Source organism: Larkinella bovis (assembly GCF_042655385.1).
Lineage (GTDB): Bacteria > Bacteroidota > Bacteroidia > Cytophagales > Spirosomataceae > Larkinella > Larkinella bovis.
In genome coordinates, this window is record NZ_JBHSMA010000003.1 from 541115 (window position 1) to 554491 (window position 13377).

11 protein-coding genes are annotated in these 13377 nt (G+C 54.0%); 7 read left to right on the forward strand and 4 right to left on the reverse strand.

Annotated elements, in window-relative coordinates; translation table 11 throughout:
- Window position 1: 1 nt before the first annotated feature.
- Window positions 2-880 carry a c-type cytochrome gene (locus tag ACFPMF_RS13395; RefSeq protein WP_379845651.1) on the reverse strand — a complete coding sequence of 293 codons (879 nt, stop codon included), beginning with the start codon at window positions 878-880 and terminating at the stop codon, window positions 2-4.
- Window positions 881-1042: 162 nt separating this feature from the next.
- Complete coding sequence (locus tag ACFPMF_RS13400; protein WP_379845654.1) at window positions 1043-2182, reverse strand: amidohydrolase; 1140 nt, start codon at window positions 2180-2182, stop codon at window positions 1043-1045.
- 126 nt (window positions 2183-2308) lie between these two features.
- Between ACFPMF_RS13400 and ACFPMF_RS13405 the strand changes: the two genes are divergently transcribed.
- From ACFPMF_RS13405 to ACFPMF_RS13430, 6 genes are all read left to right on the forward strand, one after another.
- Window positions 2309-2665, forward strand: a complete 357-nt coding sequence (locus ACFPMF_RS13405) for a VOC family protein (RefSeq protein ID WP_379845657.1) — start codon at window positions 2309-2311, stop codon at window positions 2663-2665.
- 73 nt (window positions 2666-2738) lie between these two features.
- Window positions 2739-3101 (forward strand): winged helix-turn-helix transcriptional regulator, encoded by a 363-nt coding sequence (locus ACFPMF_RS13410; RefSeq protein WP_379845660.1) that lies wholly within the window; start codon window positions 2739-2741, stop codon window positions 3099-3101.
- 149 nt (window positions 3102-3250) lie between these two features.
- Complete coding sequence (locus ACFPMF_RS13415; RefSeq protein ID WP_379845663.1) at window positions 3251-3412, forward strand: hypothetical protein; 162 nt, start codon at window positions 3251-3253, stop codon at window positions 3410-3412.
- A 55-nt stretch (window positions 3413-3467) separates the two neighbouring features.
- Window positions 3468-5366 (forward strand): O-antigen ligase family protein, encoded by a 1899-nt coding sequence (locus ACFPMF_RS13420; RefSeq protein WP_379845665.1) that lies wholly within the window; start codon window positions 3468-3470, stop codon window positions 5364-5366.
- Window positions 5367-5379: 13 nt separating this feature from the next.
- Window positions 5380-6864, forward strand: coding sequence for a transglutaminase domain-containing protein (locus ACFPMF_RS13425; protein ID WP_379845668.1), 1485 nt, complete (start codon window positions 5380-5382; stop codon window positions 6862-6864).
- Between the two features lie 24 nt (window positions 6865-6888).
- Window positions 6889-8367 carry a transglutaminase domain-containing protein gene (locus ACFPMF_RS13430; protein WP_379845670.1) on the forward strand — a complete coding sequence of 493 codons (1479 nt, stop codon included), beginning with the start codon at window positions 6889-6891 and terminating at the stop codon, window positions 8365-8367.
- Window positions 8368-8541: 174 nt separating this feature from the next.
- On the opposite strand, the gene ACFPMF_RS13435 is transcribed toward ACFPMF_RS13430, so the two are convergent.
- A complete protein-coding gene (locus ACFPMF_RS13435) occupies window positions 8542-8982 on the reverse strand; it encodes an ester cyclase (protein ID WP_379845672.1) in 441 nt (146 codons plus the stop codon).
- Between the two features lie 83 nt (window positions 8983-9065).
- On the reverse strand, window positions 9066-9884 hold the full coding sequence (locus ACFPMF_RS13440; RefSeq protein ID WP_379845674.1) for a DUF6597 domain-containing transcriptional factor: 819 nt from the start codon (window positions 9882-9884) through the stop codon (window positions 9066-9068).
- Window positions 9885-10208: 324 nt separating this feature from the next.
- Between ACFPMF_RS13440 and ACFPMF_RS13445 the strand changes: the two genes are divergently transcribed.
- A complete protein-coding gene (locus ACFPMF_RS13445; RefSeq protein WP_379845676.1) occupies window positions 10209-13349 on the forward strand; it encodes a SusC/RagA family TonB-linked outer membrane protein in 3141 nt (1046 codons plus the stop codon).
- Window positions 13350-13377: the final 28 nt, after the last annotated feature.

Sequence of the window (13377 nt, forward strand, 5' to 3'; positions counted from 1 at the left end):
ATTATTTCAATTCGTGCAGGAATAAATAAATCGCTTTCAGTTCGTCGTCGGTATACACTTTGCCGAAATACTTCCAGGGCATGAAATCGTTGATCACGCGCCCATCCGGCGTTTTGCCCGTTCGGATGGCGGTAACAAAATTCTCTGCGGTCCATTTGGCGATTCGTCCCGTCTGGGTCAGGTCGGCAATATGCGGTTCGCCGGGCCCGTGGCCCGGGCCTCCTTTGAAGGTGGGACCGTGGCAACCGGAGCAGGTGACGGCCAGGTATTTTCCGTAAGCGGCATCCACCGCGGCCGGAACATGGTCGGTGGGCTGGGCCTGGTGGTCGATGGCTTCAGCCGGGAAAAGCGGTAAAGCGCCGGTAAAGGTTAAAAACCGCCCCAATGGTTTCACTTCTTTGGCCGGATGGGTTTTGTCGACGGGCGGCTGACTTTTCAGGTAATAAATCAAGGCACCCAGGTCGCGGTTCGACAGCGGGGCGCTGACTTCGGGTGCCGGCATGAACCACAGCGTTTTGTTGTCTTTCCCCAAACCGTGCCGCAGGGCGCGAATCCAGTCCTGATCCGTGTAGGAAATACCGCCTTTGCCGGTGGTCAGGTTGGACGCATACAACACCGCAACGGGCGTACTGGCGTCGAAAAAAGCCTTGCCGCTGAAATCGGCGCCGTGGCATTCCGCGCAACCCCGGATGCCGGCAATGTGTTTACCGAGGGCGTACGAAGCCGAATCGTTCGGCAGGGTGAGCGATTGTAGGTTGACATCATACACTTTGTTAGCCCGCGATTCGGTCTGGAAGTAGAGGAAGGCGTAAAAAGCGAGCAGCAATACCAGAACGGCACCCACAACGATGCCAATCCATTTCAACACTTTCGTAACCATAAGGCCTTTGCTTGAGGTGAACAAACCCGGCACCGGTTTTGGGTAAAACCTGACCGGATAGGGTGCAAGGTATCAACCGGACGAAAGGCCCGGACGAATTATTGAGGGAACGGCAAGAGGCTCGTAACCAATTGATTAATCGGTCTTGAAAACCGGCCCGGTTTACGCCTGATGCCGGTCGAGCAACGCCAGAAACAGGCGGGCGGCTGGTTCGATCAGGTCGTCGTTGAAGTCGTAATCATCGTTATGCAGGGCCGGGGAGTTTTCGCCGTTGCCGATGCCGAACATTGCGCCGGGATGGTGCTGCGTGAAGAGGCCAAAGTCTTCGCCCCATTTAAACGGTTCCGGTTTTTCGGTGAACGCAAATCCCAGTTGGTGCGCCCGGTCGCGGATTTCTGCAAACGCGTCGGGATGATTCTGGTTGGCGTAAAAAACTTCCGTGATGGCGGTTTCGATCCCAATACCGGTTCCGACGCTGAGGATGGACAAGGTCGTGAGCAACTGGCTGGTCAGCCGTTCCATTTTCTGGCTCGTGCGGGTCCGGAGCGTCAGGTGCACTTCGCCGTAACCCGCCGAAATCCCGTACGATTTCTCGCCCAGGGTCGTAAAAACCGGTGTGATCAGCGCGAAGTCGTCGGACCGGGGATCGGTCGTTGTGAATTGTCTGCTTTTCAGGATAAAATTCGCCATCAGAAATGCCGGATTGACGCCCTTTTCGGGCTCGGCCGAATGCGACACTCTGCCCCGGAACGTCACGATCAGGCTTTGCACCGCTGAGGTGAAGGGGCCCGGTTTGCAGACGATCGTTCCGACCGGAAAACCGGGGAGGTTATGCAGGGCAAACACCCGGTCGGGCCGGAGGTCGGCAAAAGCCGGATCGTTCAACACCGCCGGAGCTCCCTGCCCGGTTTCTTCGGCGGGCTGGAAAAGCAGATACACCCGTCCTTGTCGGACCGGTTTTTCGGCCAAGTGAGCGGCCAGCCGGGCCAGAATGGCCGCGTGTCCGTCGTGGCCGCACTTGTGCGAAACGCCTTCGGTCTGCGACTTGTGCGCAAACGCATTGACCTCCTGAATCGGCAGGGCATCGATATCGGCCCGGATCAGCGTGATTGGACCGTGGCTGTCCGTACCGTACTGCAATAACAAACCGGTCTGGGCCACATCCGTCATCCGATCCGGCCTAAATGCGCTGACAAAAGCCCTAATCCGTTGCCGGGTGGCAAACTCCTGCCCGGAAAGCTCGGGAAAGCGGTGCAGTTCTCGTCGGAAGGCAACAAAAGGGTTGGGGGTTTCGGCAGGCATAGCTCGCTGACGGACATTCCGGTCTGAAACGGAATTCCTAAAATTACGGGAAAAGTCCGATATTGCAGCCTTCATTCCGGCGGCTAATTGATGGAACGAGCGGCCGGAAAGCGACGGAGCTTCTGTATGATTCAGTTTAAACGGTTAGACCACATTCTTCTTCCGATTCCGGCAGGGAAGCGCGAGGACGCGCGAATTTTTTACAGCCATATTCTGGGACTGAAGGAAGTGCCGGGCGATCACCCCGGCGGGGCGCTCTGGTTTGCAATCGGCGACCTGGAACTTCACCTCCGCGAAGAAGCGCCCGGTCCTTATTCCAAACGGCATCCGGCTTTCGAAATCACCAATCTGGACGAAGCCCGGCAGCATTTGCAGCGCCACGGAATCGAAATTACCTATTCGTCGGACATCGACGGGCGGCAGCGGTTTTTCTTCCACGACCCGTTCGGAAACCGCTTCGAATTGCTGGAATTCACGCCATAAACGGAATTCCGTATCTTTACGGGATAAGAAACACCAACGCCCGGCCAGGATTCAGATGGAAAACGAGACGGTTATGACAGGGACCGAAAACCGGGTCCAGCACACCATAAGCGAATGTACGCGAGCCTTGAGCGGGGTGCGCGACGCCCTGTATGTGTTGAATGGAAAGTGGAAATTACCGATCATCATTGCGTTGTCGGAAGGGCCAAAACGGTTTAAAGATTTACAGCGACGCGTGGAAGGTATTACGCCCAAACTGCTCTCCAAAGAATTGAAAGAGCTGGAGCAGAATGAGTTGCTGGTACGCCATGTCTATCCGCAGACGCCGGTTCTGGTGATTTACGAACTGACGGAATACAGTTCTTCGCTGAACGATATTATCCAGGCCATGTCCGAATGGGGTCTGCAGCACCGCGCCCGGATTCAATCCCATTAATAGGTAAAAGGCTGGAACCCGTAAGCCGATCACTCAAATTGCTGCCTACTTATTAGATTTATAAGTAGAAGAATTGTACATTACGCCTTCCTAAATCTTCGTCTCTCAGACCGCCGGTTCAAAACCGATTGTCCGAAAAAAAATGACTTGTGAACGAAACCCGTAACTGTACCTGGTGGAGAATTTTTCTAGTCGGAGTTCTGATCGCGGCTTCGATTCTAAACGTCTATCTGAGCCATCAGCCCCGGCAGTCGGTGGGTAAACTGGAGCTTTCGACGCTGAATTCCCTGTCGGAATACGATGATTATTGAGCGATTTCGCCACACTCGGTCTAGAGCCCACCTTTTCATCTGATTGCGCTGCTCTATGAAGAGCATATGGAACAACAAGCCATTTCCGGATTTTGATCAATTCATCCCCCCATCTACGCCAAAAAGCGGGCGGTTGACAGGAATACCACCCTTATTACCCGGCGTACTTGGCTTGGTGATGCTGGTTGGATGGCTTGTTTTTCAGCCGGTTATTCCCTTCGATTACGTTCGTTACGTAAATCTCAGCGCTCACTTTTTTTACGTTGTCCCGCCGGTTTTTATCTCGGTTTGTGTGCTCTATCTGGTTGCCGCCGGAGTTCCGTTGAAAATCGGCCGGATCGACCTGCTGCTGGTGGTTTATGCGGGATATATAGTCATTAACTATAGCGTGCGTGACCTGCCGTATAGTGAGAATCTTGTCAATTTTACGCTGATTATTTTTGCGGTTCTGTTCATCCGACAACTCTATAACCAGCCGCGCTGGGGGACCTGGATTCAATACGGCTGCTTTTTTCTCCTCTTTTTGTTCGGGCTATTCGAAGTAGTGTATGGGGAACTGCAATTGCTGGGAGTGCGCCCGAGTCACCACCGCTTGTTCCGTCTGACCGGTACGTTTCATAATCCGGGGCCTTATGCCATTTTTCTGAGCCCGGTTTTCATTGTGGCGCTGGCGGTTGTTCTATTTCCGCCGAAACACTCCGTTCTGTCAAAACCACTCATTGGATTATGCTGGGGAGTCGTATGCGGTATTGCTGTTATTCTGCCCGCAACTAATTCCCGCTCGGCCTGGGTCGGAACGCTGGTCGGAGCATCACTGGCCGTTGGGGTGAAAAACCAGGTAAAACTGGCCGAACTGTATGCAAGGACGCCAGGCTGGCAGCGGCTGATTGCTGGAGGGGCTGGTCTGGCTGGCGTGCTGGTTGGAGCGTACCTGCTGTATCAGTATAAGCCGGATTCGACTGTAGGGCGGGCGCTGGTCTGGCGCATCAGTTTGCAACTGTTGCGCGAAAATGCGCTGTTTGGTGTCGGATTTGAACAGTTTCGGGCGCAGTTTGGGAGTTTGCAAAGTGCCTTTGTTGAACAGTACTCCGATAATTTAACGGTATTGAAACGGGCAGACTACATTCCGTACGTTCTGAACGACTACCTGCAGATTGTGGTTGAAAACGGTCTGGTCGGGCTGGGCCTTTTTACGATGATGGTGATGAGCGCGCTCCGTACCGGTTTCAAAAAACGGCATATCCCATCCTTCGTCGTCATTGGTTCAACGGCTGCCTTGCTGGCCTTGCTCATTGCTGGCTTCTTCTCGTACCCCTTCGAAGTGCCTTCCATCTGGGTCGTGTTTCTGTTTCTGATCAGTGTGCTCTCACACCAGTCCAAAGAACCGGTTATGCAAACGACGGCCCGTCATCCGTTCGTGCAGCTTATTGCCGTCGCTACGGTGGTTTCGCTCACGCTGGTGCTGAGGAATCAGATTCGCATCATTAAAGCCCAGAACGACTGGCAACGGGCGCGGTACTTGCTATCGAGTCAATCGTTTCAACAAGGGGCGCTGGCCTACCAGGCCGCTTTTCGGGAATCACCGGATCGGCCGGAAGTCTTGCTTGGCTATGGCAAGGCGCTGTATATGAATGGGCAGTTCGCCCAAAGCGCCAGAATCCTCGAAAAGGCGTCAACCCGGACTTCGGACCCAGTTTTGTATATGAATCTGGGCAATGCCTATGCCAAACTCACGGAGTATGCCAAGGCGGAGCAGGCGTATAAAAAAGCGTGCTCAATTATCCCTAATCGGCTGTATCCAAGGTATTTGCTGGCTAAATTGTATCAGGCAACCGGCAATCGGGAGATGGCCCGTCAAACCGCCCGGTATGTTCTCGATATGCCGGTTTCTGTTTCGTCGCCGGCTTCGCGGCAAATCCTCACTGAAATGAAAAAACTGCTGGACACTGACTGACCAGCGCGATCTGATGGATATGAAATTTTTCCGGACCCTTGCCTTTTTGACCCCTATTCTGTTTTCGTCCTGCGACAAACAGGCTCAGAAAGAAAACCTGCTGAAGGAAGTGCTGGCTCATTATGCGGCCCCCGGCGACAGCCTCCAGCGGAAGTCGGCCCTGTTTCTGATCACCCATATAGACGGGAATTCGACCGGCGAATCCGGAACGGATGACCTGGGAAACGTCGATGCCGCTTACCTGATCCGAAACATCGATCTGGCCCTACAGGCGGCTTCGCAATCCCTGAAAACCGGATCGCTGTCGTTCGCTGATTTCTGTGAATACGTATTACCGTACCGTTTGGCGAACGAGCCGCTGACGGCCTGGCGGGAACAGAATTTAAAAACGTATGGGCCGTTGCGCGATTCGTGCCGGCTGGTTGAAGACCCCAACCTGGCATTGTGTACGCAGCTCAGCGCCCGATGTGGTACCGGATTTCGGTACAACGCCCAGGCGGCCCCGGCACGGTATCAATCGTGGGACGACCTGATCAAGAACAAAGAGGGCGATTGCTGGGTGATGACTAGCCTGGTCAGTTACCCGGCGCGGGCGCTGGGCGTGGCCGTAACGACGGATTTTGTGCCGATGTGGGGCAACAGCAACGGCGGCCCCCATGCCTGGAATGCGATGGTTTCGTCGAAACACGGCTGGGCTAAGTTTATGGGCTGCGAAAGCTCCCCGGCTTTTCCGGCCGACTATGATCCGCTAGGCGTATATCATTATCAGCGACGATCCGCCAAAGTGTTTCGGAAAACGTATTCGATCAACCAGGAAACACTACCGCACCTTATTGCCGACGAGGACGCTATTCCATACAACCTGCGTTTCGACCGGGTAATCGATGTGACGGAGGAGTATGTGCCAACCAGTGATATCGAGTTCGAACTAAAAGACGGTTTAACCCCCGAAATGGTGTATCTGGCGACGTTTTCGAACGGCGAATGGGTGCCGGTTTTCTGGGCTAAACCTCAGAAAAGTCACTGTCGATTTTCGAAAATGGCGAAAGGATTGATGTATCTGCCCTGTACGTACCACGCGGGGAAAGGGGTTACGGCCCTCGACGCCCCTTTTTACATCGATGAAGCAACGGGTCGGAAGGTGGTGTGTCGGCCAGATGCCCGGCAGAAAACCGTTATCGCCGTTACGCAGATGCGGGACCGCATTGCCGAAGAGGCTGCGGTATACGGACTGGGGCGTACGGGTATTGCCTTTCACCTGACGATGGACAGCATTTGTCTGGGCCAGAAATACACTGCGCCGGTTCAGAACGAATTCTATCGGCTGTATTACTGGGACAACGGCTGGCAACCGGCGGGGGAGCAGCAAAAACCGGCGCATGGACCCCTGCAATTTGTGAACGTTCCGGCGGGGGCGTTATACAGGGTGCTGCCTGCCAGTTCCAAAAACACCGAGCGGTTTTTTACCTATTCCCATAATCAGCAACTTTGGTGGTAATTTCCTGAAAACCGTAACGTCCATATGAACCGACGCCTTTACCTGTCTGTCGCGCTAAGTTGCTGTTTCTTTTTCGCCTGTGATAAAACCAAAGAAAAAGAGCAACTGCGGCAGGAATTGCGGGCGCATTACAACGCTCCGGCCGACAGTCTGCAACGTCGGGCCGCCGACTTTCTTCTCGAGCACATTGACGGCCTCTCGACCGGAGAATCTGCGACGGACGACCTCGGCCACGTGAAAGCCGATTACCTCATTCAGAACATCGATCTGGCCTTTCAGACTGCTGCCGAACAGTTGCAGGAGGGGTCGCTGCCGTTTGCGGATTTTTGCGAATATGTGTTACCGCACCGTCTGGCCAGTGAACCACTGACACCCTGGCGGGAGCAGTGCATCCGGGAGTTCGGGGCTTTGCGGGATACGTTTCAACGGGCCGACGACCGTAACCTGGCGGTTTGTAAACATATCAATATTGCCTTTTACAACGAACTGAAATACAGCATGAACGCCAAGCCGGCCCGGTATCGGTCGTGGGAAGAAATGGCAAAGAATAAAGAAGGCGACTGCTGGCTCATGACGTCAGTTATCGAATACCCGCTGCGGGCGCTGGGCATTGCCGTGACGACGGATTTCGTGCCGATGTGGAGCAATAGCAACGGCGGCCCCCACGCCTGGAACGTGATGGTGACCTCCAAGTATGGATGGACCAAATTCATGGGTTGCGAACGTTATCCAACGTTCCCTGCCGACTATGATCCGTTGCTTACTTACCACGAATTCCGGCGTTCTGGGAAAGTTTTTCGGAAAACCTATTCAACCAATACGACAACGCTGCCCCACCTGCTGGATGATGAGGATGATATCCCGTTTAACCTCCAGTTTGACCGGGTAATCGACGTCACCGATCAGTATTTTCCGGTTTCAGATGTGGATCTCCGTCTGCCGAGCGAATCGACCCCGGAAATGGTGTATCTGGCCACGTTTTCGAACGGGGAATGGATACCGGTTTTCTGGGCCAAACCCCGGGATAACCGCTGCCGGTTTCCGAAAATGGCGAAAGGGGTGGTGTATTTACCCTGCACCTACCAGGGTGGCAAGGGTGTCGAGGCCCTGGACAAGCCCTTTTATATCGACGAAAACACCGGGCAGAAGGTGACTTTTCGGGCTGATTTGCAGCGCAAAACCGCTATTCCCGTCCACTATACACGGTCTAAATTAATGGAGGAAATTGCGGCTTTTTCGCTGGGCCGAACCGGTTTGGCTCTTTTTCAGACGATGGATAGCATTTGTCTGGATCAAAAACGGAGTGCTCCGCTGGCCGACAAAACCTATCGGCTGTATTACTGGGACAACGGTTGGCAATTGGCCGGTGAGCAGAAGAAAACAACGGCGTCCTTGCAGTTTGAAAACGTGCCGGTCGGCACGTTTTACCGTCTACTGCCCCAGGAACCCCGGAATAACGAACGGTTTTTTACCTACACCGGGAATCAGCAGATCTGGTGGTGAGCTTTCGCAAACCGGTACTGCCAAAACCGCTGCCAGTTAATCCGCAGCCGGGTTTTCAGGGCGGTTTGATGAAAAAGAAGCATGCGTCAATCGATTTTTGAGTAGACAAGAGAAGGTAGCCAAGAGAGTAGAGACTGTTCCTTTTCTGGTGTCTTTACTCTCTTGGCTTCTTTCTCAGACGCCCAGTTGCTCCTGGAAGCGGGCATGATCCCAGTCGATAGCAACGGCCACGATTTTATCCTCCTCGTTGAAGCGGAAAATGAAAATGTGATCGCTGTTGAAACGCAGCCCTTTGTTCGGAATACCGGCAAAATCGGCCGTCTGGGTACCAAACAGCGCTACGTGGCAAATGATTTTATCGCCCTCGGCGGTGATGGTATCGACGGTATTGTCGATGTCGGGGAAGGCACCGATAACGCCCGTCCAGAAGTTCCGGCCCAGTTCGCCGATGGTGCCTTGCGGATCGGGACCGAGCGGCATGAGCCAGAAGTCGCCGGCGGGATCGAACAGGGCCATCATGCGCTCGATGTCGCGTTCCTGGTAGGCCGAAAAAAATTCAAGGCTGGTGCCTTTGCGCGTCAGATCGGTCAATGATTCGGTTTGTGTCGTTTTCATGAATCGTCATGGGTAAATGAATGACTCAAAAGTAACCGGGCTTCCGCAGGTCTTATTGTACAAATGCGACATTCTGCCGGGTTTCACGCCTTCAGGAAATTGGTCAGTTCGAGATTGTTACGGACGTAGCGCGACGGATTGCGGCCTGTAAATCCGGTAAATTCGCGGATGAAATGCGACTGATCGTAATAACCGGCCCGGTAGATGACATCGTGCCAGTCGTTGACGTTCCAGCGATTATTGGCCAGTTGGGAGCACAAATACCCGACCCGGCGGATGCGGGCGTAATACTTCGGGCTAACGCCCACTTTTTGCAGGAATTTTCGCTCAAACTGCCGCCGACACACGTACAGTTCGTCCATTAGCTCGTGAATATTGATGATGCCACGCTGCTCGACAATCCGATTGGCGATGTAATCCGTCCGGTCGGTCACGGCACTGCTCCGCACCAGCTGGTTGCTCAAAAAGCTTTCCAGTTGCCGAATCCGGCTGCTGGTATCCGGCAGGTCGAGGATGCGGTCCTGCACAACCCTGATCGGATCGCCCAGCACGGCCGCCAGTTCGACGCGCTCATCCGTAAACTCGTACATCGGCAAACCGAACAGGCTGCTGAGTCCCGCCGGACGAAAAACCGCCCCCACCATCCCGATTTTGCCCTGAAGCTGCAACTGGTAGCTGCTGGTCGACTGCCCACTCAGAAAGGAAACCGGGACCACCGTATTCTCGCGTTTCGGCGTTTGCAGCCGATAGGGCGTCCCGTAATTAAACACCAGCGAACCAAAACCGTTCGGGGGCGACTCGACGGTAATGGGTTGCAGCAGGGGCTGTGAATGTTCCCAAACGAAGTAACACTCGATGAACGGGCGCAGTGGGGCAGCAGGCTGGTATTTCTGGTAAAACATGGCTCAGGCGCAGTATACCAGCAAGTTACAGTTTTTGGCACCAAAGCCCTCCAACGATTTAGCGAAAGGCAACTACCGGCCCGGGCGCGGACTTCATCAACAGGGAGGGGCCCCTATCCGGTACTTTAGGCTAGAAAAGGCCACCAATTAGCCAGTTTTATATCGGAATAATGCCATAAGTAAGACTTGGTTTTCAAAGTGTTATAATTTTCTGAGAAAGTATAGCAGTAATTCTGTACGTAACGAATCCTTTATACGGGATAATGATAGCCTGTTTATTTTATCATTCAGTGCGCTATAAACCTAAATTTATTACAAACATTTATGAATGTAAACCTTACCATCTCATTTCGGCGGGAATGGATCAGGGGCATGTTGGTCGCCCTTCTGCTTCCCTGCCAGCTGGCCTTTTCGGCACCTGCTACCCGTTTGCGCCCGCATGCCGGGATTGTGGCCGATCGAACCATTACGGGGCGGGTTGTTTCCCAGGAAGACAACAGCCCAATTCCCGGCGTTACGGTGGTCATTAAAAACACCACGAACGGAACCAATACCGATGCGGACGGGAAGTATCAACTGAAAATTACCGACGACAATGCCGTTCTGGTCTTTTCGGCGGTGGGGTACATCTCGCAGGAAAAAGCGATTGGTAACCTGAGTATCATCAATATTACGCTGACCAGCGATCAGAAAACCCTGAACGAAGTGGTGGTGGTCGGTTACGGAACCCAGAAGAAACGGGACCTGACCGGGGCGGTTTCGCAGATCAACACCACGAAACTCGAAAACGAAAACCCCAATTCCGTGCAGGACATTCTCCGCGGAAACGTGGCCGGTCTGAACGTCGGGATGTCGCCTTCGGCCAAAGGGGGCGGTAGCCTGCTGGTGCGGGGCCGCAACTCGCTCAATGCCGCCACCAGCCCGTTGCTGGTGTTGGACGGTGCGATCTATTACGGGGAGTTGTCGGATATTAACCCCAACGACATCGAAACCATCGATGTACTGAAAGATGCCAGCTCGGCTGCGGTTTTCGGGGCCAAGGCGGCCAGCGGGGTCATTCTGATCACGACGAAAAAAGGCAAGGAAGGCAAACCGGTTATCAACATCAACACCAACATCGGCGTTGGGAGTGTGGCCCGGCATCAGGACGTGCTGGGGCCGCATGAGTTTGTGGCCTGGCGGAGCGATGTGATGAAAAACATCAACAGCAGCTACAAACCGGGCCAGTTCGACAACCCGGATAACCTGCCGAGTGGGGTAACGATGCAGCAGTGGATGGCCTACGACGGATCAAGCGGGGACCCGACGACGGTCTGGCTGCAACGGTTGGGAATGCAACCCATTGAAATCGAAAACTACAAAGCCGGGAAAAGTGTCAACTGGTACGATATGATTTTCCAGAATGGCATGCGCCAGGACCACACGGTGAGTGTTTCGGGCCGAAACGGCGGAACGAATTACTACATGTCGCTGGGGTATCTGGATAATAAAGGGATTATCTACGGTGACCGCTTCAAAACCGTACGGTCACGGTTGAATCTGGAATCCAAGCTGACGAATTTTCTATCGGTCGGGATGACCACCCAGTTTGCCGACCGCGACGAAAGCCAGGTGCCCGTCGACTGGAACCTGGCCCGGACACTCTCGCCCTGGGGCTCGGAATACGATGCGAACGGGAATTACATGTGGCGTCCCAACAACGAAGCGAGCGGGGGCAAGCACCCGTACTACGACCGGAGCTTCATTGATCGAAAGCAAAAAATTACGACCCTGAATACGACGATCTTCGGACTCGTGACGCTGCCATTCGGGTTTACGTTCCGGACCAATTTTACTCCCCGGTTTGAGTTCTACGAGCGCTATAACCACGAATCGTCGAAACATGCCGAATGGGCCGCAGTGGGCGGTAACGTCAGCCGGCAGCAACGCAAGACCTATTACTGGCAGATTGACAACATCCTGAAGTGGAACAAAACGTTCGGTGCGCACAACTTTGACGCCACGTTCCTGGCCAATGCGGAGAAATACCAGCGTTGGGACAATACCATGACCAACAAGGGGATGTTGCCGACCGACGTTCTGGGGTATCATAACGTAGGAACGGGCGTTAACCCGACGGTTTCGAGTAACGACGAATACAGCACGGGTGATGGTCTGATGGCCCGGTTATTTTATTCATTCAAAGACCGGTACATGGTGACGCTGTCGACCCGCCGGGACGGTTATTCGGCCTTTGGCCAGAAGAATCCGCGCGCGCTGTTCTCTTCGGCCGCCCTGGGCTGGGTCTTCACCGACGAAAAATTCTTCCGGAGCTCGTGGCTTAACTACGGGAAACTGCGGTTTTCGTGGGGGAGCAACGGGAACCGGGACATTGGCCGGTATGTGTCTCTTTCCGACCTGAATACGGGTAAGTATCTGTACGTCAGGCCCGACGGGACGGTTTATCAGGTCAATCAGCTGTACGTAAACCGGATGCAGAACCCGAACCTGAAATGGGAACGGACGGAATCGTTCAACCTGGGGCTTGATTTTGGAATACTGAACGACCGCCTGAGCGGTTCGCTCGAAGTCTACCGGTCATCGACGAAAGATTTGCTGGTGCAGCGGTCGTTACCGAACGTCGTTGGATTCGACTGGGTGATGGATAACCTGGGCGAAGTGCAGAACCGGGGCTTCGAAATCAGCCTGAACTCGGTAAACATGAACCGCGACAACTTCTCCTGGCGGTCAACCTTCAACCTCCAGTTGAACCGGAACAAGATTGTACACCTCTACGGCGATATAGGCGCAAACGGCAAGGAGATCGACGATGTGGCCAACCGCTGGTTCATTGGTCATTCCATCGACGAAATCTGGAACTACCAGGTCGAGGGCATCTGGCAGGTCAGCGAGCGGGATCAGGCGGCCAAGTACGGGGTAAAACCGGGTGACTTTAAAATCAAGGATGTCGACGGCGACGGCAAGTATACCAATGCCGACAAGGATTTCCAGGGCTGGACCAACCCGCGTTTCCGCTGGACGCTGCGCAACGAGTTCCGGCTGTTCAAAAACCTGGATGTATCGTTTACCATGTATTCGTACTGGGGACACAAGGCCGGTTTTAACCAGATGAAAAACCGGGATGGCTTCCTGGACCGGACGAGTTCGTACGTATTCCCGTATTGGACTGAAGAAAATCCGTCCAACGAATGGGCCCGACTGTATTCAAGTGAAGGGGGCGCCAGCGGCTTCAGTGTCTACCGAGACCGGTCGTTTATCCGGCTTGACAACATTTCCATTGGCTACACACTGCCGAAATCACTGGTGCAGAAAGTAGCGGTTCAGAATCTGAAGTTCTTTGGCTCGGTCCGGAACGTCGGGTATTACGCCCCCAAGTGGAATTACTGGGATGCCGAACCGGATGATGATGGCAACAACGTACCGGCTCCCCGCATCATTTCCCTGGGACTCGATATCACTTTGTAACCTATCCGTCCATTTTTGCCTGAAGAAA

Excerpts from the sequence above, each read along its gene's own strand:
- ACFPMF_RS13395 (WP_379845651.1), bottom strand. The coding sequence starts at position 880 with ATGGTTACGAAAGTGTTGAAATGGATTGGCATCGTTGTGGGTGCCGTT.
- ACFPMF_RS13400 (WP_379845654.1), bottom strand. The coding sequence starts at position 2,182 with ATGCCTGCCGAAACCCCCAACCCTTTTGTTGCCTTCCGACGAGAACTG.
- ACFPMF_RS13405 (WP_379845657.1), top strand. The coding sequence starts at position 2,309 with ATGATTCAGTTTAAACGGTTAGACCACATTCTTCTTCCGATTCCGGCA.
- ACFPMF_RS13410 (WP_379845660.1), top strand. The coding sequence starts at position 2,739 with ATGACAGGGACCGAAAACCGGGTCCAGCACACCATAAGCGAATGTACG.
- ACFPMF_RS13420 (WP_379845665.1), top strand. The coding sequence starts at position 3,468 with ATGAAGAGCATATGGAACAACAAGCCATTTCCGGATTTTGATCAATTC.
- ACFPMF_RS13425 (WP_379845668.1), top strand. The coding sequence starts at position 5,380 with ATGGATATGAAATTTTTCCGGACCCTTGCCTTTTTGACCCCTATTCTG.
- ACFPMF_RS13430 (WP_379845670.1), top strand. The coding sequence starts at position 6,889 with ATGAACCGACGCCTTTACCTGTCTGTCGCGCTAAGTTGCTGTTTCTTT.
- ACFPMF_RS13435 (WP_379845672.1), bottom strand. The coding sequence starts at position 8,982 with ATGAAAACGACACAAACCGAATCATTGACCGATCTGACGCGCAAAGGC.
- ACFPMF_RS13440 (WP_379845674.1), bottom strand. The coding sequence starts at position 9,884 with ATGTTTTACCAGAAATACCAGCCTGCTGCCCCACTGCGCCCGTTCATC.
- ACFPMF_RS13445 (WP_379845676.1), top strand. The coding sequence starts at position 10,209 with ATGAATGTAAACCTTACCATCTCATTTCGGCGGGAATGGATCAGGGGC.